Annotated in this window: 24 protein-coding genes and 2 tRNA genes; 19 read left to right on the top strand and 7 right to left on the bottom strand. The window is 69.9% G+C overall.

Features of this window, described 5'->3' with window-relative positions; translation table 11 throughout:
- Positions 1–35: 35 nt before the first annotated feature.
- The 9 genes from V1227_RS27230 to V1227_RS27190 all read left to right on the top strand — a co-directional run bounded on the left by V1227_RS27230 (position 36) and on the right by V1227_RS27190 (position 7,468).
- Positions 36–509, top strand: coding sequence for a hypothetical protein (locus V1227_RS27230; protein ID WP_329788270.1), 474 nt, complete (start codon positions 36–38; stop codon positions 507–509).
- On the top strand, positions 506–1,813 hold the full coding sequence (locus tag V1227_RS27225) for a PPE domain-containing protein (RefSeq protein ID WP_329788269.1): 1,308 nt from the start codon (positions 506–508) through the stop codon (positions 1,811–1,813). The genes V1227_RS27230 and V1227_RS27225 overlap by 4 nt, the downstream gene beginning before the upstream one ends.
- Positions 1,810–2,565 carry an ESX secretion-associated protein EspG gene (locus V1227_RS27220; RefSeq protein WP_329788268.1) on the top strand — a complete coding sequence of 252 codons (756 nt, stop codon included), beginning with the start codon at positions 1,810–1,812 and terminating at the stop codon, positions 2,563–2,565. Before V1227_RS27225 ends, V1227_RS27220 begins: the two co-directional genes overlap by 4 nt.
- Positions 2,566–2,641: 76 nt before the next feature.
- Positions 2,642–4,588, top strand: coding sequence for an acetoacetate--CoA ligase (locus V1227_RS27215; RefSeq protein WP_329788267.1), 1,947 nt, complete (start codon positions 2,642–2,644; stop codon positions 4,586–4,588).
- A gap of 155 nt (positions 4,589–4,743) precedes the next feature.
- Positions 4,744–4,833, top strand: a tRNA-Ser gene (locus tag V1227_RS27210).
- A gap of 42 nt (positions 4,834–4,875) precedes the next feature.
- A tRNA-Arg gene (locus V1227_RS27205) sits at positions 4,876–4,948 on the top strand.
- Positions 4,949–5,177: 229 nt separating this feature from the next.
- A complete protein-coding gene (locus tag V1227_RS27200; RefSeq protein WP_329788266.1) occupies positions 5,178–5,912 on the top strand; it encodes a DUF1990 family protein in 735 nt (244 codons plus the stop codon).
- A 46-nt stretch (positions 5,913–5,958) separates the two neighbouring features.
- Positions 5,959–7,038, top strand: a complete 1,080-nt coding sequence (locus V1227_RS27195; protein ID WP_329788265.1) for an NAD-dependent epimerase/dehydratase family protein — start codon at positions 5,959–5,961, stop codon at positions 7,036–7,038.
- A 103-nt stretch (positions 7,039–7,141) separates the two neighbouring features.
- Positions 7,142–7,468, top strand: coding sequence for a hypothetical protein (locus V1227_RS27190; protein ID WP_090097679.1), 327 nt, complete (start codon positions 7,142–7,144; stop codon positions 7,466–7,468).
- Here the strand turns inward: V1227_RS27190 and V1227_RS27185 are convergent.
- Positions 7,452–8,276, bottom strand: coding sequence for a serine hydrolase domain-containing protein (locus V1227_RS27185; protein ID WP_329788264.1), 825 nt, complete (start codon positions 8,274–8,276; stop codon positions 7,452–7,454). The two genes, V1227_RS27190 and V1227_RS27185, sit on opposite strands and share 17 nt — an antisense overlap.
- A gap of 23 nt (positions 8,277–8,299) precedes the next feature.
- On the opposite strand from V1227_RS27185, the gene V1227_RS27180 reads away from it, so the two are divergent.
- A complete protein-coding gene (locus V1227_RS27180) occupies positions 8,300–9,211 on the top strand; it encodes a ribonuclease Z (protein WP_329788263.1) in 912 nt (303 codons plus the stop codon).
- Here the strand turns inward: V1227_RS27180 and V1227_RS27175 are convergent.
- A complete protein-coding gene (locus tag V1227_RS27175; RefSeq protein ID WP_329794125.1) occupies positions 9,156–10,001 on the bottom strand; it encodes an NAD-dependent epimerase/dehydratase family protein in 846 nt (281 codons plus the stop codon). The two genes, V1227_RS27180 and V1227_RS27175, sit on opposite strands and share 56 nt — an antisense overlap.
- Before the next feature lie 78 nt (positions 10,002–10,079).
- Here V1227_RS27175 and V1227_RS27170 point away from each other — a divergent pair, with 78 nt between their 5' ends.
- Positions 10,080–10,295 carry a hypothetical protein gene (locus V1227_RS27170; RefSeq protein WP_329788262.1) on the top strand — a complete coding sequence of 72 codons (216 nt, stop codon included), beginning with the start codon at positions 10,080–10,082 and terminating at the stop codon, positions 10,293–10,295.
- A gap of 116 nt (positions 10,296–10,411) precedes the next feature.
- Here the strand turns inward: V1227_RS27170 and V1227_RS27165 are convergent, their stop codons facing one another.
- Positions 10,412–10,630, bottom strand: a complete 219-nt coding sequence (locus V1227_RS27165) for a hypothetical protein (protein WP_236217792.1) — start codon at positions 10,628–10,630, stop codon at positions 10,412–10,414.
- Between the two features lie 18 nt (positions 10,631–10,648).
- On the opposite strand from V1227_RS27165, the gene V1227_RS27160 reads away from it, so the two are divergent.
- Positions 10,649–11,902: a hypothetical protein gene (locus tag V1227_RS27160; RefSeq protein ID WP_329788260.1), complete on the top strand. Its 1,254-nt coding sequence runs from the start codon at positions 10,649–10,651 to the stop codon at positions 11,900–11,902.
- Between the two features lie 6 nt (positions 11,903–11,908).
- Here the strand turns inward: V1227_RS27160 and V1227_RS27155 are convergent, their stop codons facing one another.
- Positions 11,909–12,673, bottom strand: coding sequence for a hypothetical protein (locus V1227_RS27155; protein WP_329788259.1), 765 nt, complete (start codon positions 12,671–12,673; stop codon positions 11,909–11,911).
- A gap of 62 nt (positions 12,674–12,735) precedes the next feature.
- Here V1227_RS27155 and V1227_RS27150 point away from each other — a divergent pair, with 62 nt between their 5' ends.
- Both V1227_RS27150 and V1227_RS27145 read left to right on the top strand, forming a co-directional pair.
- A complete protein-coding gene (locus V1227_RS27150) occupies positions 12,736–13,941 on the top strand; it encodes a DNA cytosine methyltransferase (RefSeq protein WP_329788258.1) in 1,206 nt (401 codons plus the stop codon).
- A 310-nt stretch (positions 13,942–14,251) separates the two neighbouring features.
- On the top strand, positions 14,252–15,463 hold the full coding sequence (locus V1227_RS27145; protein ID WP_329788257.1) for a thioester domain-containing protein: 1,212 nt from the start codon (positions 14,252–14,254) through the stop codon (positions 15,461–15,463).
- A gap of 78 nt (positions 15,464–15,541) precedes the next feature.
- Here the strand turns inward: V1227_RS27145 and V1227_RS27140 are convergent, their stop codons facing one another.
- Complete coding sequence (locus V1227_RS27140) at positions 15,542–16,855, bottom strand: BNR-4 repeat-containing protein (RefSeq protein WP_329788256.1); 1,314 nt, start codon at positions 16,853–16,855, stop codon at positions 15,542–15,544.
- Between the two features lie 189 nt (positions 16,856–17,044).
- On the opposite strand from V1227_RS27140, the gene V1227_RS27135 reads away from it, so the two are divergent.
- From V1227_RS27135 to V1227_RS27120, 4 genes are all read left to right on the top strand, one after another.
- A complete protein-coding gene (locus V1227_RS27135; protein ID WP_329788255.1) occupies positions 17,045–17,215 on the top strand; it encodes an antitoxin in 171 nt (56 codons plus the stop codon).
- Positions 17,216–17,854, top strand: a complete 639-nt coding sequence (locus V1227_RS27130) for a putative glycolipid-binding domain-containing protein (protein ID WP_329788254.1) — start codon at positions 17,216–17,218, stop codon at positions 17,852–17,854.
- 83 nt (positions 17,855–17,937) lie between these two features.
- Positions 17,938–18,771 (top strand): DUF5753 domain-containing protein, encoded by an 834-nt coding sequence (locus tag V1227_RS27125; protein ID WP_329788253.1) that lies wholly within the window; start codon positions 17,938–17,940, stop codon positions 18,769–18,771.
- A gap of 11 nt (positions 18,772–18,782) precedes the next feature.
- Positions 18,783–18,938, top strand: a complete 156-nt coding sequence (locus tag V1227_RS27120) for a DUF397 domain-containing protein (protein WP_329788252.1) — start codon at positions 18,783–18,785, stop codon at positions 18,936–18,938.
- A 73-nt stretch (positions 18,939–19,011) separates the two neighbouring features.
- On the opposite strand, the gene V1227_RS27115 is transcribed toward V1227_RS27120, so the two are convergent.
- Entirely contained in the window at positions 19,012–19,611 is a 600-nt protein-coding gene (locus tag V1227_RS27115; RefSeq protein WP_329788251.1) for a DUF4097 family beta strand repeat-containing protein, read from the bottom strand.
- A gap of 187 nt (positions 19,612–19,798) precedes the next feature.
- Between V1227_RS27115 and V1227_RS27110 the strand changes: the two genes are divergently transcribed.
- Positions 19,799–20,512, top strand: a complete 714-nt coding sequence (locus V1227_RS27110) for a GbsR/MarR family transcriptional regulator (RefSeq protein ID WP_329788250.1) — start codon at positions 19,799–19,801, stop codon at positions 20,510–20,512.
- Here the strand turns inward: V1227_RS27110 and V1227_RS27105 are convergent.
- The gene (locus V1227_RS27105; RefSeq protein WP_329788249.1) at positions 20,509–21,693 is read right to left on the bottom strand and encodes a thiolase family protein; all 1,185 of its coding nucleotides are present in this window, start codon (positions 21,691–21,693) and stop codon (positions 20,509–20,511) included. The genes V1227_RS27110 and V1227_RS27105 overlap by 4 nt on opposite strands.
- Positions 21,694–21,697: the final 4 nt, after the last annotated feature.

Below are 21,697 nucleotides of genomic sequence, written 5' to 3'. Positions count from 1 at the left end.
CAACCACCGGGCCCACCGCCGCGGAAGCACCGCCGGTGACCCCGGACGTCTCGACGTCGGTCACCGCGCCGATCACCGCCGAGCAGCTGGCAGCGGCGAAACCCGCCCTCCAGCAGCAGATGCTGGTGGACAAGGCGCAGGCGAGCAACGCGGCGGCCAAGCTCGACCAGGCCGCCGACGACGGCAAGCTGACGCTCGACGTCGAGTCCGCGGACGCGTTGATCAAGGCCGTCGACGCCGCCCGCGACCAGGTGATGGACCTGTGGAAGCGCGCGACGGACCAGCTGGCCACACCGCTGCAGCTGGGGGAGAACCCGGTCGCCAAGGCGATCAGCGCGCGGTTCGCCGACCTCGCCGTCGGCGAGGACTCCGGGGCGGCCAAGGCGTTGCTGGACCTCTTCAAGGTCCTCGACGACATCGGTGACGCCCTGCGCCGCAGCCGCGACAGCATCCGCGACACCGACGAAGAGGCCGAGCAGGCCATGAAGAACGCCGGGGGGTCCTGGTGAGTCAGGGATCGAACGACAACAGGGGCAACGGCCACCGGGACGACAAGTCCTCGAACCACCACCACGACGACCACAAGTACGACCGCAGCTACCTGCACGAGCCGGTCGACTGGATGACGTACTCCCACGAAGAGCTCTACAAGATGGTGCACACCGGGGTGAACCTCGACGGTGCGCAGACCGCCGCGGCGAACTGGCAGAAGATCGGCGAGGACATCGCCGGCGTCCGGGCGAGCCTGCTCAAGGCCGTCGAGGACTCCGCGGTCGGCTGGGACAGCGAGTCCGCCCGGCTCGCCCGTGACGGCCTGACCGAGGTCACCAACTGGGTCGACGACACCGCGAACTACGCCACCAAGGTGTCCGTCGCGATCACGACCGAGACCAGCAACGTCGAGGCCGCCCGTGCCGCGATGCCGCCGCCGCCCGCGGCCCCCCAGCCGCCGGTGCCGACGGACCCCGTGGTCCAGCGGCCGATCCCGGTCTCGCAGGACCGCCTCGCGATGGTCGACCAGGTCGACGGGTTCGCGAGCGTCAAGGACCCCCGCCTGGTGGCGGGCACGAGCACGGTGCAGGGCGAGTTCGCGGGCTTCGAGAGCCTCGGTACCAGCCCCGTCGACACCCTCGCGGCCAACGACGCCTCGCACCGCCGCGCGGCGGACGTGATGGCGGCGTTCCAGCGCAACTCGGCCGCGGTCGACCAGACAGTGCCCGCGCAGTTCACGCCCCCCGTCAACCCGATCAACCCGACGCCGACCGGTCCCGAGATCGGTGGCACCCGCACGCCGGGAACGCCGCCGGACGGCACCGCGGGCGGTGCGGCGGGTGCTGCTCCGGTCGCGACCGGGACGCAGAACCAGAACCAGAACCGCGGCACCACGAACGCTTCCTCGCGCTTCGGCGGCGGTGGCGGTGGCGGTGGCGGACGCGGTGGCGCCGGAGGGGGCGGCGGCTTCAGCGGCGGCATGGCCCGTCCGTTCGGCTCCGGCTCCGGCAGCCAGGGCGCCGCGGGTGGTGCCGGTGCCGGTGGCGCGGCCGCTTCGAGCGGTGGCGCGGCCGGCGTGAGCGACGGCCCGCGCGGTGGTGCCGGCGGTGCCGCTGCCGCGGCGTCGTCCGCGACCGGCGGTGGCCAGACCAAGGCGTTCCAGAACCCGCTCGCGATGGGCGCCGCGCCGATGGCCGCCGGTGCCCCCGCGGCGGGCGGCCGCGACGACTCGCGGGAGCACAAGGCCGCGAGCTACCTGGAAGAGGACGACAACGTCTTCGGCCTGGACCGCAAGGCGGCCCCGCCGGTGATCGGTCAGTGAACGAACGCCAGTTCACGGTGAGCTCGCAGGAGTTCTTCCTGCTGTGGCAGGCCGTGCACGGCGAGGACCGCGTCGTGCCGCTCGGAACGCCCCACGTCGGGGCGACCCGGGCGGCGCGGCAGCGCCTCGTCGAGGAGAGCTCCCGGACGCTGCACGCCCGCCGTCTGGGCACGATCCAGCGCCCCGACCCCGACCTGAGGGCACTGGTCAGCGGCCTGGGCGAGTTCGACCGCGCGTTGGAGATCGCGTACTTCAAGGGCACCGAACTGGCCCGCGGCATCGCCTGCGCGGGCTGGGGCGGTGCCTTCGCCGCCCGCGTGAACGACCAGGTGCACCTCTACCCGTTCCGGGCGAACGCGCTGGCCGCGGCCACGGTGTCGTCGTTGCCGGGCCTCGCGCCGGGGACCGGCCGTTCGGTCAACGTCCGCTGGGACGACTACGTGCGCGCGGGCCGGGCGGGGGAGCAGGAGGGCAAGCAGGCGTTCCTCGACGTCCTGCGCGACGCCGGCATCCGCGAGCCCGAGGCGCACAACCTGATGCGCATCGTCACGTCCCGCATCGGCGGCGGAGAACTCGGCCTGACCGCCCGCAACCGCGACGGCGTGCCGCGCCCGACCGGTCGTTCGGTGTCGTGGCTCGACACGCGGGAGGGCCGGTACCTCCTGCGCAAGCAGGACGGCTGGCTCGTGCTGGCCCCGGCGGACGCGGCGCGGCTGACCACCGCCGTCGACGAGCTGATCGCCGCCGCGTAGGTCCACACCGGCGGGCTCGCGCAAGTCCGCCAATCACACATGGACGTGCGGTTGTGCCTCGATTAGACATTGGGGCATGACCGACACCGACGTCGAACTGCTGTGGCGCCCCGACCCCACGAGGGACAACGGGATGACCGCCTTCCGGACGTGGCTGCGCTCCGAACGCGGCCACGACTTCCCCGACTACGAGTCGCTGTGGGAGTGGTCCGTCTCCGACCTCGAGGGGTTCTGGGGCGCCGTGGCTTCGTACTTCGACGTCCGGTTCCACTCGGCCCCCGAGCGCGTGCTGGGCTCGGCGGACATGCCGGGCGCCCGGTGGTTCCCCGGCAGCACGCTCAACTACGCCGAGCACGCGTTGCGCCGCGGCGCCGACGACGACCTCGCCGTGATCTTCCATCGCGAAGACGGTGTCGCTTCTTCTTTGACGTTCGGTGCGCTGCGTTCACGCGTGGCCGCTTTCCGGGCCGCGTTGGCCGCCCAGGGCGTCTCTCAAGGCGACCGGGTGGTGGCACTCGTCCCGAACGCTCCCGAGGCCCTGATCGCCTTCCTGGCGGCCGCCTCGCTCGGCGCCACGTGGTCGTCGTGCTCGCCGGACTTCGGCGCACGGGCCGTGGCCGACCGCTTCACCCAGATCGAGCCCGTCGTGTTCGTCGCCGTCTCCGGCTACGTCTACAACGGACGGTCGTTCGACTGCCGCCCGGTCGTCGAGGAGATCCGCTCGCAGCTGCCGGGCCTGCGCGCCACGGTCCTGATCGACTACCTCGACAACGGCGCCACCCTGCCGGACACCCTGTCGTTCTCCGAGCTGCTGGCCGCACACGAAGGCGCTCCGCTGGAGTTCGCGCCGGTGCCGTTCGACCACCCGCTGTGGGTGCTCTACTCGTCCGGCACCACGGGCCTGCCCAAGGGCATCGTCCAGGGCCACGGCGGCATCGTCCTGGAGCACCTGAAGATGCTCGGCCTGCACAGCGACCTCGGCCCCGGGGACCGCTTCTTCTGGTTCACCACCACCGGCTGGATGATGTGGAACTACCTGGTGGGCGCCCTGATGGTCGGCACCACCATCGTCCTGTACGACGGCAGCCCGGCCTACCCGTCGCTGAACGCGTTGTGGCACTTGGCGGAACAGCACCGCGTCACCTACTTCGGCACCTCGGCCCCGTACGTCCAGTCGTGCCTGAAGGAGGGCCTCGAGCCGTCGTCCACCTACGACCTGACGGGCCTGCGCGTCGTCGGCTCGACCGGCGCACCCCTGACCCCGGAAGGCTTCCGCTGGATCGCCTCCGCCGTGGGCGAGGACGTCCAGATCGCCTCGGTCTCCGGCGGCACCGACCTCTGCACGGCCTTCGTGGCCGCCTCCCCGGACCGCCCGGTCTGGCTCGGCGAGCTCTCCTGCCGGGCCCTGGGCGCCGCGGTCCACGCCTACGACGAAGCCGGCCGAGCCCTGGAGGACGAGGTCGGCGAGCTCGTGATCACCAAGCCGATGCCGTCCATGCCGGTCTTCTTCTGGGGCGACGAGGACGGCTCCCGGCTGCGCGACGCGTACTTCGACACGTACCCCGGCATCTGGCGCCACGGCGACTGGATCCGCATCACCCCGCGAGGCTCCGCGGTGATCTACGGCCGCTCCGACTCGACCCTGAACCGCGGCGGCGTCCGCATGGGCACCTCGGAGTTCTACCGCGTCGTGGAAGGCGTCGACGGCGTGGTCGACTCCCTCGTGATCGACACCTCCGGCGTCACCGAAGGCGAGCTGCTGTGCTTCGTCGTCCTGGACGGCGTTTCGCTGGCCGACGTGGAACCGTTGCTGCGCAGCGAGCTCCGCTCGTCCCTGTCCCCGCGCCACGTCCCGAACCGCTTCGTGGCCGTGGCCGAGATCCCGAGGACCCTGAACGGCAAGAAGTGCGAGGTCCCGGTCAAGAAGATCCTCGCCGGCACCGACCCCGACAAGGCCGTGAGCACGGGCGCGCTGCGCAATCCGGAGTCCCTAAGGCCCTTCCTGGAACTCGCCTCGGAATGATCTAGGTCACTCCGTTCGCGCCGACCAGGCATTCAACGCCCTTCTCCGGCCCCCTGAACGTGCTCTGACCAGCACGTTTCGGGTTAGGAGGGGGGCGTTTTGCAAGTCGGTTGAGGACCTGTGTAACCTATGTCCCGTGGCCAAGGATGGTCCCGGGAGGCTTCGCCTAGTCTGGTCTATGGCGCCGCACTGCTAATGCGGTTTGGGGTAACCCCCCATCCCGGGTTCAAATCCCGGAGCCTCCGCAAGGCCGAGCCTCTAGGGGATCGGTTACAATTGAATAGCTTGCGCTCGTAGCTCAACGGATAGAGCATCTGACTACGGATCAGAAGGTTACAGGTTCGAATCCTGTCGAGCGCGCTCCACAAATCCCGCCGGACATCAGTCCGGCGGGATTTGTCGTGTTGGAGCGGTTTTCCTGATTTCGGGCTTCGCCGCTGAGCGCCAGTTGGCGTGAGATCGACGTCACACAGTTCGCACCACGATCGCGGCGAGCCGTCGTCCGCGCGAGTTGGAGGCATCCCGGCCCCGTGAAGCAACGGGACCCGCCATCGCCGGATCAACCGGCCGTCCCGGGGTATCCGCCCGGATGCGCATCATGCGGGCGAACAAGCTCCCGGTCCACGAAGCCGTCACCCAGCTCCACGACAGAGCTGTCAACTACGACGTGGACGAGATCCGCGGATCCGAGTGGCACTTCGACCACCACCGGTTCGTGCTGGGCACCGATCCGCCGGGCCGTCCGCAGGAGGGCTCGGTGTGGTGGCACGCCTACAAGGAGGTGGCGGCGTACGCCTTCACGCCCGCCGATCTGTTGCGCGCCCACTACCTGCGCGAGGCGCCGTTGCTCGGCAAGGACCTGCTGCTGGTGGGCCGGTTCGCCCTGGCGCGGTTCGTGATGGGGGTGCGGATCACCGAGACCGGGTTCGACGAGGACGGCGTGCGCTACTCGTGGGGCTGGAGCTACGAGACGCTGCAGGGGCACATCGAGCGCGGCCGGGTCGACTACCGGGTCGTCAAGGACCTCGAGTCCGGTCTGGTGACGCTGGAGGTGAACAGCTACAACCAGGTCAACCCGCGCGCGCATCCGCTCATCAGGCTGGGCTGGTCGATCTTCGGCCGGCGGGCGCAGCACCGGTTCTACCGGTCCGTCGGGGAGAACCTGCGTCGGCTCGCTCAGCAGCCCGAGGTCACCGACACCCGGACGGGCACCGAGGACGTCGTCGAGGTGCCTCGCGGCATCGGATCGGGCAAGGAACCGTTCTGGGCCATCGCTGTTCTCGACGGTGCGAGGGACCCCGACCGAACGCATACCGCCCCCTAGCACGGGTACACGGCCCGGAACGGGGGGCCAATGCGAGAAGAGGTCGATGGTGAAGGTTGTGATCACCGGGGCGTCGGGGAACGTCGGCACCGGTCTGGTCCGCGCTCTGGCGGCGGACAGCCCCGACCACGAGATCGTCGGCGTGTGCCGGCGCCCACCGCAGGCCGTGGCGCCGTACGACTCGGTGACGTGGCAGGCGTGCGATCTGGCGGCTGACGACGCGCCGGACGTCCTCGAGGACGTCATGCGGGGCGCCGACGCGGTGGTGCACCTGGCGTGGATGTTCCAGCCCGTCCGGGACGGGGCGCGGTTGCAGCGCACGAACTTCAAGGGCACCGCGGCGGTGCTCAGGGCGGCTCGGCGTGCCGGTGTCCCGCACGTCGTGCACGCGTCGTCGATCGCGGCCTACGGGTCCGCGCCGACCTCGACCGTCTCCGAGGAGGCGCCGACCACGGGGATCACCGGTTCGGCGTACGGGGAGGGCAAGTCCGAGGTCGAGGCCGAGGTGGCGCGGTTCGCCGCGGAGAACCCGGACATCGCGGTGGCGGTCGTGCGGCCCGCGCTGGTGGCCCAGGCCGGCGCCTCGGCGAGCTTCCTGGCGCTGTTCCTCGACCCGGTGGTGCCCCGGCAGGTGTTCGGCCTGATGCGCCGCGGACGGCTGCCGCTGCTGCCCTTGCCTTCGCCGTTGAGGGTGCAGCTGGTGCACGCCGACGACGTCGGTGACGCGATCGTGCGGATCCTGCACATCCGGGCACGCGGGCCGTTCAACGTCGCCGCCGACGCGTTGGAACTCGATGACCTCGCCGCCGCGGTCGGCGCGCGGGCCGTGCCCGTGCCCGTGCGGGCGGTGAAGGCGGTGGTCAGCGCGTTGTGGAGGCTGCGCGCCCTGCACATGTCGCCGGGGTGGTTCGACGTCGGCACGAAGTCCCCGCTCATCGACACCACCCGAGCCCGCGAGGAGCTCGGCTGGGCGCCGCGGAAGACCAGCGCGGAGTGCGCGCGTGAACAGATCGGCGGCATCGCCGACGCGACCGCGCTGCCCAGCCCCGTGCTGCGCCGCGACCGCTTCAAGACCGAGCCGCGGGCCTCCGGCTCCCGGCGACGGGTGCGTCTCACGAGCCCGTGACCTCGTAAAACGAGTCGACTCCCGACCACGGTGTACGACTTCGACTGACGCCGTTGGGGTGTCGGGAGGTGACGCGGCCACGCCCACGAGGCAGAGTGGCGGCGTGGACCAGCGGGAGATCATGCAGCGGGCGCTCGGCGTCCTCACGCTCACCTACGACGGCGCCGGGTCGAACGACTACCTGCGCATGGCCCTCAAGTCGTTGCAGGAGGGCGTGTTCAGCTACGAGGTCAAGGTCGACGGCGAGCTGAACGAGGCCGGTGCGCAGGCCCTCAAGCAGGCGATGGACCAGGTGTTGTCGCAGTTCGGGTGGTTCACCGCCGGCCTGCTGTACGCCTTCCACGGGGTGGCGCAGGCGTACGAGAACGACTACGAGGACGCCGACGTGCAGGAGATCCTGCGGCAGCTCGCTCTCAGGCTCGCCGACTGACCAGTTCCGCGCGGACGCCGTCGGAGAACGGCGTCCACGCCTCGACCGCCCACGGGCCGAAGCGCAGGTCCGTCAGGGCGACGCAGGCGGCGGAGATCTCCGGGTCGACCCACAGGAACGTGCCGGACTGGCCGAAGTGGCCGAAGGTGCGCGGGGAGAACGAGTTCCCCGTCCAGTGCGGCGATTTCGTGGAACGGATCTCGAAACCGAGGCCCCAGTCGTTCGGCTTCTGCATTCCGTAGCCGGGCAGGACGCCGTTCAGGCCCGGGAAGACGACCGACGTGGCCTCGGTGACCAGCTCTGGCGAGACCAGCCGGGGGGAAAGCAGTTCCGCGGCGAAAAGTGCGAGATCGGCCGCGGAGGATTCGGCGCCGGCGCCCGCCGAGCCGACCAGGGCCGAGGATTTCATGCCCAAGGGCGCGAAAACGGCCTCGTGCAGATAAGTCGCGAACGGCATTTCGCACGCCTCGCCCACGAATGACGCCAGCACGTCGAAGCCCGCGTTCGAGTAGATGCGGCGGGTGCCCGGAGCGGCCTGCACCTCGGGCTTGTCGAACGCGTAGCCGGCGGTGTGCGCGATCAGGTGCCGCACGGTCGAGCCGGCGGGGCCGCAGGGCTGGTCCCACTCGACCGCGCCCTCCTCGACGGCGACCAGGACGGCGTACGACGTCAGCAGCTTCGTCACCGAGGCGAGCGGGAACACGCACTCCTGGTCGCCCAGCGCGCCGACCACGCCGTCCGGGGACGACACGACGGCCACCGCCACGTTCTCGACGGGCCACGACGCTGCCACTTCGACGCTCTGCATGGGACAGACGTTAACGTCACGGTGTGACAGTCCGGGAACTGATCGTCCTGGGAACGGCCAGCCAGGTTCCCACGCGTCAACGCAACCACAACGGCTATCTGCTGAGGTGGGACGGCGAGGGCTTCCTGTTCGACCCGGGCGACGGCAGCCAGCGGCAGCTGCTCAGGTCGGGCGCGGCTGCGAGCGACATCACCCGGCTCTGCATCACGCACTTCCACGGCGACCACTGCCTGGGCGTCCCCGGCATCGTCCAGCGGCTGTCCCTGGACCGGGTCCCGCACACCGTCCACGCCCACTTCCCGAAGTCGGGCGCGCACTTCTTCGAACGCCTCCGGTACGCCAGCGCCTTCTACGACGCCGCGGACATCTCGGAGGAGCCGGTCGAACGCGACGGCCTCCAGGCCGAGGGGAGGTTCGGCAGGCTCGATGCCTTCGCGCTCGACCACGGCATCGACAGCTTCGGCTACCGCCTGGTCGAGCCGGACGGCCACCGCATGCTGCCCGAGAAGTTGAGGGAGCACGGCATCCAGGGCCCGGCGGTCCGCACGCTCCAGGCGCAGGGCGAGCTCGACGGCGTCAGGCTGGAGGACGTCAGCGAGCCGCGGAAGGGCCAGCGGTTCGCGTTCGTCATGGACACGAGGCTCTGCGACAACGTCTACGAGCTCGCGGACAACGCCGACATGCTCGTCATCGAGTCGACCTACCTCGCTCGCGACACCAGGCTCGCCGGGGACCACGGCCACCTCACCGCCCAGCAGGCCGCCCGCGTCGCCAGGGACTGCCGGGTGCGCAAGCTGGTCCTCACGCACTTCTCCCAGCGCTACGACGATCCCGCCGAGTTCCACGCGGAGGCCGCCGCGGAGTTCGACGGCGAGATCGTCATCGCGAAGGACCTGGACCGGGTGCCGGTGCCGAAGCGCGCCACTGGTCGGTGACGATCTCGGTCAGCGAGGACGACCGCGGCTCCCAGCCGAGCGCGCGCAGCTTCGAGGCGTCGGCGCGCTGCGCGCGGACCTCGCCGGCGTGCGCGGGCTTCCAGTCGACGTGCACGGGCCGGCCGGTGACCTCCGCGACCGTCGACAGCACGTCCTCCACCGAGGCCGCGGTGGCGCCGACGTTGTAGACCGACGACGTGCCCACGGTGCAGGCCTCCAGAGCCACGACGAAAGCAGCAGCAACGTCGCGCACGTGCACGAAGTCGCGCACGGCCGTGCCGTCGCCGTAGACCTCCATGCCCGGCACGGTCCCGGCGGCGCACGCCACGGCGCGCGTGATCACCCGACTGGTGTCCGTGTCACCACCTCCAGCGACGTTGAACAAGCGGAGAGTGGTCGCGCCGATCCGTCCCGACCGCGCCGCCCACGCCACGAGGTCCTCGGCGGCTGCTTTGGAAGCGGCGTACGGGGAGGAGGGTTCGCGGACGGACTCCTCGGTCAGCGGGGCCTGTGACGGCCGGTAGACGGTGCCCGTCGAGGCGAGCAGGAACCGCTGGCCCCGCAAGGCTTTGAGCAGGTTGAGCGTCCCGCCCACGTTCGTCTCCCAGTAGGGCAGCGGGTCGAGGAACGACTCCCGGACGCGCGCCGCGGCCGCCAGGTGGATGACGGCGTCCACGTCGTGCAACTCGAACGGCTCGGAGAGGCGTTGGCGGGACGGAACAGGCTCATGGCCGTGAACCTGCAGCTCACGCACCACGGCACGACCGACATAGCCAGTGGCACCGGTCACCAGAACTCGCACAAGTTGACCCTAAAGGTCGACGTTGACTCCGCCGATAACACACGAGTGAGTTACCCCCATCGCGCTGTGCACACGAGCATCGCCGAGCTTCTGCACGACCACGCCGTGCACGAGTTCAAGCGGCAGGAGTTCCTGCGCAACGTGGCTGACATCGTGGGAGCCGCACCCGCGCCTCAGCCCGCCCCCGCCGGACTCACGGCACCGCTGCCCTCGATCAACCCCAGGCGCAGCTTCCTCAACCGGGTCGACCAGGTCCTCCGGGACGCGTCGCGCGCCGTTTGATCAGCGGGTTCGCCCGCTGATCCACCTGCCGCGGGGCTCGCGCCGACAGGCCCGCCGCAAGATTCATCCGGCTGTTGCCGGACCGTGCTTCGACACACATACCGGGTGGCTCTACGCTACGCGTCACCCGGCGATCGCCGGTCGCATCCTTCTGCTTCTCTCAAAGCGGGTTCTCGGCGATGAATCATGTTCTCGCAGCGCTCAACGAGCGCCTCGGCAGGTTGTTCGGTGACCGGCTCGTCGTGCTGGCCGGTGGCACGCGTCTGGCCAAGCGCGCCCAGGAGCTCCATACGCTCGGCGCTCGCCATACGCTCGTGCTCGATACCGACGATCATGCCCCGCTGCATGATTCCGTGATCGCCCGTTGGGTCTCGCTGGGCATCAAGGGCGGCTTCGTCGCCGTCGAACAGCGCCGCCTGGGCAAGCTGCTGACCAAGCCGGGCGCCGAGGTGAAGGAGATCCTGCGGGACTTCGACGCCGACGGCGAAGCGGTCGTGATCAGCACGCCCTACAACGAGATCGGCACCTTCCAGGGCCGCCCGGTGCTCAACGCCCGGCAGCACTCGTGGGTCGAGCTCGAGAACAAGACCACGATCGACGCGCTGTGGGACGAGCTCAGTGCCCGCCGCGCGCCCGCCATGGTGTTCGACCTCGACTTCGAACGCCTCTGGGGCGCCTCGGAGATCCTGGACCGCGGCGCGGGCGTCGTCTGGTCCGGTGACGGCCCGGCGATCAACGGCGGTGCCAACTTCGTGCGCCGCGTGCGGTCGTACGAGGAGGCCAAGGAGGCCTTCGACGTGCTCGCGCCCAAGTGCGAGCAGGTCCGCGTCATGCCGTTCCTGGAAGGCATTCCGGTGAGCGTGCACGGCATCGTCTTCCCCGACGGCACCGCGGTGCTGCGCCCGATCGAGATGGTCGTGCCGCGCCGCCAGGGCCAGGCCAAGTTCCTCTACGCGGGCTGCGCGTCGTACTACGACCCGCCCGTGTGGATCCGCGACGAGATGCGCAACCTGGCCCGCCGCGTCGGCGAGCACCTGCGCGAGACCGTCGGCTACCGCGGCACGTTCACGCTCGACGGCATCGCGACCGAGGACGGCTTCCTGCCGACCGAGATCAACACCCGCTACGGCGGCGCGATGGTCTGCTTCGAGGACGCCGTCCCGACGCTGCCGCTCGCGCTCGTGCAGGTCGCCCTGGTCGCCGGCTGGGACCTCGGCATCTCCTCGATGGAGTTCGAGGAGCTCGTCCTGCAGGCGGCGGACAACCACCGCGCCGGTGCCGTGGGCGCGAACGTGCGAGCCGTGCAGCCGACCGAGGTGGACGAGCGCCGGGTGATCTTCACCGGCTGGGCGTGCCGCCTCGCGCACCCCGAGGAGCCCGCGCACGCGACGCTGCGGCTCAGCCCGTCGCCGATCGGCGGCAGGCTGGACCTGGACCTGCACCGGGAGAACATGCCCGTGGGCGCTCCCGTGGCGGCGCTGACGGTCGCGGCGTTCGCGCTGGCGGACCAGGAGTGGGGGACGGGCCTCGGTGCCCTGGAGCCCGCCATCGCGGTCGAGGACAGCGTCCCGGTCGAGGAGACCTTCGAAGAGGCCGTGATCGCCTAGAAAGGCCTACCAGGCGCCCTCGTCGCCGTACGCGGAGATGAGGGCGAACCGGTAGCCCATCAGGGCGGCGGCGACCTCACGGGGCTGGTGCGCCGGGCGCACCAGCCCTTCGCCGAGCACCTTCGGCCGCGGCACGTCGAGGCCGAGCAGTTCGGGTGTTCCCCTCAGCAGCGCCACGGCGATCTCGGCGGCGTCGGCGAGCATCTCCTCGCCCGGCAGGTCCGTCATCTCCTGCATGAGCCCGTGCACGAACGCGGGCAGCCTTTCGGGCACCGCGCAGGCGAGGGCGACCAGGCACGCGACCCGTTCGGACGCGAGCGCCTCGAAGATCTTCGGCGCGCCCTGGGCGACGGCGTGCCGGGTCTGCGTCAGCCAGTCCGGTGCGGTGCGGGGCAGTTCGCGGCCGAGGGCGTTCCAGCGGCGGTGCGTGCGCCGTCCGTCCTCTGTGTACCCCTTGCCCGCCAGCGCGATGGCGGCCAGCAGGAAGACCACCCGGTCCCGCACGTCGCCGGCGACCTTGTACGAGGCCCCCAGCTCCACCAGGAACGGCACGGCGCAGAACGACGCCTCGGAGACCGTGTCGTCGGTCAGCAGCCGGTCGGCGAGCGAGCTGAACGCCTCCAGCCGGACGTCGGCGGCGGGGTCCACCAGGGAGCGCAGCAGCCGGGGCACGCGACCGGCGCCACCCCGGCCGTCGTAGACCTCGCTCCAGGAAATCCTGTCGAGTCCGCGCAACGGGTCAGGCCGTTGCCAGGCACGCGGCAGCTCCATAGGCGGGAAAGGTACGGGATGTCAGGGAAAGCGCCTCGGCGCCTCGCCCGTACGATCTCGCCGTGTCCTTCTCGGTGGCCGACATCTTCTCGGGTGCGGGCGGCATGAGCTACGGCTTCCACGCCCACCGCGACTTCCGGGTCGTCGGTGCCGCCGACGCGCAGATCGGCAAGCCCAGCTCGAAGCTCGGTTCGTTGCGCTGCAACGACACGTACCGCGCGAACATCGGTGTCGACCCGCTGGAGGTCGACCTCGCGAAGGTCTCGCCCGCGGCGTTGCGCGAGGTCTGGGGCCTGCGGCGCGGCGAACTGGACGTGCTGCTGGCCTGCCCGCCGTGCTCGGGCTTCAGCCGGATCACCTCGCAGAACCACCTGCGCGACGACCCGCGCAACTCCCTCGTGGGCCGGATCGCGGTGTACGCGCAGGAGTTGCGCCCGAAGGTCGTGCTGATGGAGAACGCCCGCGAGCTCGTCAAGGGCAAGCAGCGCCACCACTTCGACAGCCTCGCCGAAGAACTCACCCGAATCGGTTACAAGGTCTGGGGCGGCACGCACATGCTGTCCCGGTTCGGCCTGCCGCAGCTGCGCGAGCGGACGCTGATGGTCGCGGTCGACGGAGGGCTGCCGCTGCTCACGCTCGACGACCTGTGGGAGGGCAGGGTCGTCCGCCCGTCCGCCATCACCGTCCGGCGCGCGATCGGCAAGCTCCCGGTCGTGGAGCCCGGGGCCGCGGACCCGGACGACCCCATTCACGTCTCGCCGACTTTCTCGCAGGACCGCAGTCTCGAAAGAATGCGCGCCATTCCGGCAAATGGCGGATCGTGGGCCGATCTGCTCCGGTCACCGGAGACGGCCCGGTTGTTGAACCCCGCACAGCGCAAGATCGTCGAGCAGCAGAACTGGGGTTCGCACCCCGACGTCTACGGCCGGATGTGGTGGGACGAACCGGCCAGGACGATCAAGAGGGAATGCGGTCACGTCGGGAACGGGCGTTATGCCCACCCGGTCCAGCACCGGCTCTGCACCGTGCGCGAGATGGCGCTCCTGCAAGGGTTCCCGCGCCAGTTCCGGTTCGACGTCTCGATTCTCGGGAACGCGTACCGGCACGTGGGCGACGCCGTTCCGCCGCTGATCGCCTACCAGCTGGCCGGGCTCACCAGGTGGATTCTCACCGGTGACCGCCCCGAGCCCAGGGACATGTGCCTGCGCGGCACTTCACTGCGTCCGGGAGACATTCGTCCGGTGGAAGTTGTGGAATTGGTTGCCTGACCGTTGAACCGCTCGTGCCGTTCATCCGTAGCGGGACGCGTGGACAGATAACTGTTCGGCAACGAATTTAACGTCACCTGACGGAATGAATGCATCGCAGCCCTATCCACTGTGGACACCCTGAGTGTGTTTTCGCTGTTCACAGTGGGTGTCGTGGGACTCCGTACCTCACCCGAACGTGTGTCACCCCATCGGCTAACGTCCCGCTCGCTTCCTGTCGGTTCAGTGTCGACGTCCGACGTGCCGACCGTCCCGACGGATGACTGACTTCCCGCCGCGTTCGGGCTAACTTCAGTGAGCAAGGAGACCCATGGCTTCCCGGTTGAGGATGGGTGCGGCGCTGCTCGGCGCCACCGCCCTTCTGTCGTTCTCGGCCCTTCCGGCCCACGCCGACGTGATCATCAAGCCGGACCGCGGCGGCCAGGAGGACGGCCACGACGTCCACCTCATCAACGGCGACCACCACCACCGCCAGAACACCGCGGTGATCAAGCTGCGCATCGAGGACGACGCCGAGCGTTCGAACGTCCTCACCTACTGCGTGGAGCTGCCGACGCCGCTCGAGGACCGGGACGCCCTCAAGGAGGTGCCGTGGGACAAGCACCCGAACCCGAAGACCAAGTTCAAGGTCAACGCGGGCAAGGTCCTGTGGATCCTCACGAACTCCTACCCCGGACAGCCCATGGACAAGGTCCAGGCGAAGTTCGGCAAGCAGTTCGACAAGAAGGAGACGATCGCCGCCACGCAGGCCGCGATCTGGCACTTCACCGACGAGGCCGAGCTCGACAGCGACAAGACGAACGCCGACGTCGTCAAGCTGTACGAGCGCCTGGTCAAGGACGCCGCGGCGAACGAGATCAAGGAGCAGCCGAAGCCGACGCTGGAGCTCGAGCCCGCCTCGAAGTCCGGCAAGTCCGGCGAGAAGATCGGCCCGTTCAAGGTCACGACCACGGCTTCCGAGGTCAAGCTGACCGCGAACCTCCCGGAGGGCGTCACCCTCACCGACAAGGACGGCACGCCGCTCGCCCTGCAGAAGCAGGGTGACAAGGTCGCCGCCAAGTCCACGGGCGACAAGGTCTCCGAGTTCTTCGTGAACGTCCCGGAGAAGGCCCCGGCCGGCAACGCCTCGATCAAGCTCTCGGCCGAGGCCGAGCTCGCGATCGGCCGCCTGTTCGTCGCGCACAACAAGGACAAGGAAGACGTGGCGCAGTCGCTCGTCGTCGCGCAGCCGCAGAAGGCCAAGGTCGAGAAGGAGGCCAAGGCCGACTGGAAGGCCGGCGTCGTGCCGACCACCACGACCACGGCTCCGACCACGACCACGGCCCCGACCACCACCACGGCGCCGGAGACCACCACTCCGTCCACCACCTCCACCACGCCGGCCGCCCCGGCTCCCGGTGGTGGCGAGGACCTCGCCCAGACCGGTGCGTCGATCCTGTGGCCGCTGATCGGCGGTCTGGTCCTCGTCGGCGGCGGTGCGGCTGCGCTGTTCGTGGTCCGTCGCAAGAAGGCCGGCGCCTGATCTGAGGTAGCCGCCACCCAGACGAACGCCCCCTGGTTCCGCGCCGGAGCAGGGGGCGTTTGCCTTGTCCGGACCCGGTCAGCGGCGGCTGGTGCCCGCCACGCTGATGTCGCCGTCGGCGATGGCGACGTCCCGGTTGGACGAAGCTCCGGAGAAGATCGCGCGGGCCGGGTCGCGGAAGTTCTCCACGACCTCGACGCGCTGCACCGGCTTGGCCGTAGGGATGACGGTCTCCGGCGTCCAGTGACGACCGAACCGCACCAGGTAGGTGTTCACGTTCGGCTTGCCGTCCTCGGTCGCGTACACGCGCCAGGTGATCGGGTCGACCGGTTCGGCCTCACGGGTGCGCAGACCCCGTGCGACCTCTTTGGTCTCCCACGCGCGACCGTTCCAGGTGGACAGGTGGTTGCGCAGCGGCCCGCCCGCCTCGTCGCCCGTGAACCACAGCACGAACGGCTTGCCCAGCGTCGTGCCCACCTGCTGGATGTAGTCCGGGGACTTCACGCCGTTCGGCACGGTCAGCGGGGTCTCGGCGACCTTGAGGTGCGCCTCCTGGTCGGCGTCGTCGACCTGGGTGCCCAGATCGCGGCCGGACGCCGAGTGGAAGTGCCGGTTCCGCGGGTCGAACCACGTGTAGTAGATGTTGCGGTGGTACCGGTCGTGCTTGTTGCCCTCGGGACCACCGCCCGCGAGCGTGTAGACGATCCGCACGCGGCCGTTGTCCTCCTGGCGGAGCTGGCCGATGTAGATCTCGTTCATGTTGTCCGCGCGCGAGGTCGACCCGATCGCGAACCGGTCACCGGTCAGTTCGGTGGAGGTCTTCCACGTCCTTCCGTTGTCCTTCGACACGACGTAGAGCATCGGACGTGTGTCCGTGGGCGTCGTGCCGTCGAGGTCGCGGGTCGTCTCCCGGTAGAAGACGTGGATCGTGCCGTCGCGCGTGACGAACGGCATCGGGTACGTGGCCGCGTTCTTCGAGATCAGCGTCTCTTCCCAGACGCCGTCCGCCGAGTGGGGCTCCGGCGAGCGGGACATGCGCAGCTCGACGTTGTGCATGCCGCGGAAGACCAGCAGGTGCCCGTCGCGGGCCTGGACCACGGTCGGGTAGTTGTGCGCGTCGGAGTCGCCGTCGGCGATCCGGTTGGGCGCGGACCACGCGGACTCGCGGTGGTCGTACGTCTGGACGTAGCTGTCCTCGTGCCGACCGGCCCACGAGATGAAGGTCTTCCCGGCCTTGCGGTCGTGCACCCCGCCGGCGACGGGCCGCCGGTCACTGCGGGCGGCGACGTTCGTGGCCGTGGTCGTCACCGTGAACTCCGCTTTCCCCCGCGGATCGGCCGTGGCGTTGGCCGGGGGAACAGCGACGAGCGGCAACAGCAGCACTGCGGACATAACTCCACGCAGGAGCCGTGTCATCGGGCTTCCTCCTGGTTCTGACCGCGTCGGCGGCCGACCCAGGCGGCGGCAGGGCACATCTTCGTCGTCGCCGGGCCGGCCTGTCCAGGCGGAAGTGGCGTGATCGCGGCTATCACCACGCGGGGCCTGCTCGGGTACCCTGCGTCAGGGACGAAGGAGCACCACATGAACTTCGACGAGATCAAGACCAAGGCCATGGACCTCGCCGAGCAGCACCACGAGCAGGTCGACAAGGGCGTGGACGCCGCGGCGGACTTCCTCGCGGGCAAGTTCGGTCACGAAGAGCAGGTCGACTCGGTAGCCCAGAAGCTCAAGGACATCCTTCCAGGTGGATGAGTGAACTCCTTCAACGCCACTGACGCCGAGCGGGTCACCTCCGGGGAGACCCGCTCCACTTCTGCCCGCAGGCCCGAGATGTTCACCTGGCAGGGCATCCACGAGCCGCGGCTCGAGCAGGTCCGCCTGCTCCTGTCGAGCGACCAGCGCCTGCGCGCCTCCGGTCGTCTCGTCGCCGCCGGCCCCGACGAGCAGTTCAACGCCTCGTTCGAGGTGTCCGTCGGCGAGAGCGGCCAGGTCACCAGGCTGCTCCTGCGCACGGCCACCGTGCTGGAGGAGCGCCAGTGCTCCCTCTCCCGCACCGAGGACGGCGCCTGGCTCGTCGACCACGGCCAGGGCAGCAAGCGCGAGACGTTCAACGACGCCCTCGACGTCGACGTCCAGTTCGCCGTGCTGTTCAACGCCATCCCGATCCGCCGCCTGGGTCTGCACCGCGAACCGGGCGAGCACGCCCTGCCCGTGGTCCGGGTGTCGCTGCCCGACCTGTCCGTCCGCGCCGTCACCCAGACGTACAAGACGGTGTCCGTGGCCGACGACGTCTCGGTCGTGCGGTTCAAGAGCGGCGGCTTCGAGCAGAACATCAAGGTCGACGCCAACGGCCTCGTCGTCGAGTACCCGCTGATCTCGAAGCGGATTTAGAGCCCGTCCAAGAAGTACCTCCTTCGTGGCGAGTCGCCGTCCGGCGGTGGAAGCGACCTGGCGCGGCCCTCTAGCGTCCGACCATGCCGAAACGGTTCTCGAGCGTGGTCGGCCGCTCGTTCGGTGATGGTGTCCGCGATGCCATCCAGTCCACCGGGATGACGCAGCGGCGGATCGCGGAGCTGCTCGACTGGGAAGAGGCCAAGGTCTCGGACCTGGTCAAGGGCAAGGGCGGGGTCACCGAGGTCGAGGTGGCGACACTGCTCGGCCTGTGCCAGACGGAAGCGGGGGAGCTCCGGCGGTTGCTCGCGCTGTTCAAGGAGACGCGCGAGAAGGGCTTCCTCCAGTTCGGTGACGAGGATGGCGTGCCGGACCAGCTGCGCACCCTGATCAGCCAGGAGCGGCTGGCCACCAAGATCTTCGTGTGGGCCATGAACCTGGTGCCAGGCCTTCTGCAAATCCCGCAGTACTCCTTCGAAGTGGTGCGGGCCGTCCCGACGATCAAGCCGGAGCAGGTGGGCGAGGTCGTGGCTGCGCGAGAAGCGCGGCGAGCGATCTTCCACCCGAGCCGCGAGTTCACCTTTTACGTCCACGAGCAGGCGCTACGCCTGCAGGTCGGCAGCGCGCAACTGATGGCTGCGCAGCTTCAGGACCTGTTGCTCATGTCGATCCGGCCTTGCGTGCGCGTACGCGTCGTGCCTCACTCGATAGGCGTGCATGCGGGATTGGCGGGTTCCTTCACCAAGCTCGGCTTCGAGAAGTTCGAACCGGTCGTCTTCGTCGAGACCCACAACCTGAGCCTGTTCCTGGAGGACAAAGGTTCGATCACCGTCTACGACGAAGTGCTCAAGGCGCTCGCCGCCCAAGCATTGGATGAGGAACAATCGAGGGAGGTGATCACGCGCTTGCTGACGTGAGGGGACGGCTCATGACCTGGCGGAAGAGCAGCTACAGCGGCACGGCGAGCGACTGCGTCGAGGTCGGTCGTGGCGTCGGCATCCGGGACAGCAAGGCGCCGACCACGCACCTGCCCGTGTCGGACAAGGCGTGGTCGGCGTTCCTGGCGGAGGTCAAAGCCCGCTAGACCATCTCGCCCAGCACCTCCGGGTCGACCACCGCGTGACCGGCGTCGGTGGTCATGGTGGTCTCCTCTGTGGTCAGAGGCCGCGGGCGGTGATGTCGCCGTACGACGTGGTGGCGCGGATGGTCACCGCGTCCGAGCCGTCGTTGCGCAGCGAGTTGGTGATGCGGCCGTAGGTGGTGCCGGCGTCGAGCGAGGCGGAGCGGTCGGTGGCGACGGTGATGTGGCCCTTGAGCGTGGTGATCTCGGCCGAACCGGTGAGGCGGCCGATGGTCACGTCGCCGGCCTGCGTCGACAGCCGGACGTGCGCGGCCTCGTCGATCTTGATGTCGCTCTGCGCGGCCTCGAAGGTGATGTCGCCGAGCCTGCCGACGCCGCGGAACTCCGCGCTCGCGGCCTTGGCCTCGACCCGCGACCCGGCGGGCAGCTGGACGGTGATCTCGACCGCACCGGACGACCCGAGGAGCTTGCCGCCGGAATCGGCCTCGATGCGCAGGACCCCGTCGGCGAACGCGATCGAGACCTTCTCGGCGGCCTTCACGTCGCGGCTCTTCGAGGCGTCGACCGGCAGGACCTCGACGGCGGCGTCGGCGCGGTCGGAGGCGATGAACTGGACGCGCCCGGCGGGGAGGTCGAGCAGGGCGGCGATCGGGGCGGTGGTGGCGAAGGTCTGCATCTCTGGCTCCTGTGGCTCGTTGTTTCCGATGGGTGAAAAGCTACGTTGCGTTTCCATATCCAGCCAACAAGCTAGTTGCATAAAAGGCGAGTAACACCAGCTCAGGACGGCAATATCGTTGCAACCGGATCTGAATCTAACGCAACGATCGTTGCAATGAACTGAAGGTGAAGGCTATGCTCGCGGCATGCCAGGAGGCCGACTCACCCAGCAGGAACGCCGTCAGATCGCCCTCGGCCTCGCCGACGGTCTCGCGTACGCGGAGATCGCGCGGGGCCTCGGCCGGCCCACCTCGACGATCACCCGCGAGGTCCTGCGCAACGGAGGTCCCGCGGGCTACAAGCCCGACATCGCCCAGCTCTCCACCGAACGCCGGGCGCAGCGCCGCAAGCCGGCGTCACCGAAGGGCCGCCGGGCGGCGGAACGCACCGACGGGCGCGACCCGGAGGCCGTGCGGGAGTTCGAGGAGGTGTTCTCGGGCATCTTCATCGGCCAGGGCCTGCCCAGGATGACGGCGCGGACGCTCGCCAGCCTCTACGCCACCGACTCCGGCAGCATGACCGCGCAGGAACTGGTGTCGCACCTGCAGGTCAGCCCGGCTTCGGTCTCGAAAGCCGTGGCGTACCTGGAAGGCCAGGGCCTGATCGGCCGCGTGCGCGACGAACGCCGCCGCGAGCGCTACGTCGTCGACGAGGGCGACATCTGGTACCGGTCGATGATCGCGAGCGCGCAGGGCACGACGACACTCGCCGGGGCCGCGCGCCACGGCGTCAGCAGCCTCGGCCCCGGCACGCCCGCGGCCGTCCGGCTGGAGAACATCGCGCGGTTCCTCGACTTCGTCAGCGAGGCCATCACCCGCGCCGCCGAACAGGCGCGGGACGTCCTGCACACCAAGCCCTAGACGCGGACCGCGACCGCCACGCCCTGGCCGACGCCGACGCACGCCGCCGCGATGCCCACACCGCCACCGCGCGCCCGCAGGTGGCGGCACAGGTCGATGATCACGCGCGGCATCGAGGCGCCGAGCGGGTGCCCGTAGGCGATGGCGCCGCCGTGCACGTTGACCTTCTCCCTGTCGATCTCGGGCAGGTGGTGCACGACCGACAACGCCATCGCGGCGAACGCCTCGTTGATCTCCCAGAGGTCGACCTGCTCGGCGTCGAGGTGCAGGCGCTTCAACAACTTCCGGATCGCCGGGACGGGCGCGACCGTGAACCGGTGCGGCTCCTCGCCGGTCGTCGCGCTGCCCAGCACCTCGCCCAGCGGCTCGACGCCCAGCTCCGCCGCGATCGCTTCCGTGCCGAGCAGGGCGGCCAGGGCGCCGTCGTTCATCGGTGACGCGTTGCCCGCTGTCACCGACCCGTTCTCCGTGAACGCCGGCTTGAGCTTCGCGAGCTTCTCGATGCTCGTGTCCGCGCGGACGTTCTCGTCGCGCCTGACCGCCGTCCCGTCCGGCAGCTGCACGGGGAACGCGAAACCCTCGTGCACGCCCGCGTCCCACGCCGCGGCGGCGCGACGGTGCGAGCGCAGCGCGAAGTTGTCCATCTGCTCGCGCGTGATCCCCAGATCGTGGGCCACCTTCTCGGCGGCCAGTCCCAGCGGAACGGTGTAGTGCTTGGGCATGCGCGGGTTCACGAGCCGCCAGCCGAGCGCCGTCGAGACGGTCTCCAGGCGATCCGGGAACGCCTTGTCCGGGCGGGCCGTCACGAACGGCGCCCGCGACATCCCCTCGACACCGCCCGCGACCACCAGGTCCGCGTCCCCGGTGATCAGCGCGCGGGCGGCCTGGATGATCGACTCCCCGCCCGAGGCGCACAGCCGGTTCACCGTCACGCCCGGCACGGAGACCGGCAGCCCCGCCAGCAGCGCGGCCATGCGGGCCACGTTGCGGTTGTCCTCGCCGGCGCCGTTCGCGTCACCCAGCACCACGTCGTCGATGCGGGCCAGGTCGAGCGACGGGTAGCGGCGCAGCAGGTCGACGATCGGCAGCGCGGCGAGGTCGTCCACGCGGATGCCGGAGAGGCCTCCGCGGTACCTGCCGAACGGCGTGCGGGCGGCGTCGATGATCAATGCGCGAGCCATGCCC

The sequence above is a fragment of the Lentzea sp. DG1S-22 genome (assembly GCF_036321065.1).
GTDB lineage: Bacteria > Actinomycetota > Actinomycetes > Mycobacteriales > Pseudonocardiaceae > Lentzea > Lentzea jiangxiensis.
Note: the sequence above shows the minus strand (reverse complement) of the source record. Positions and strands in the feature narration are given on the sequence as shown.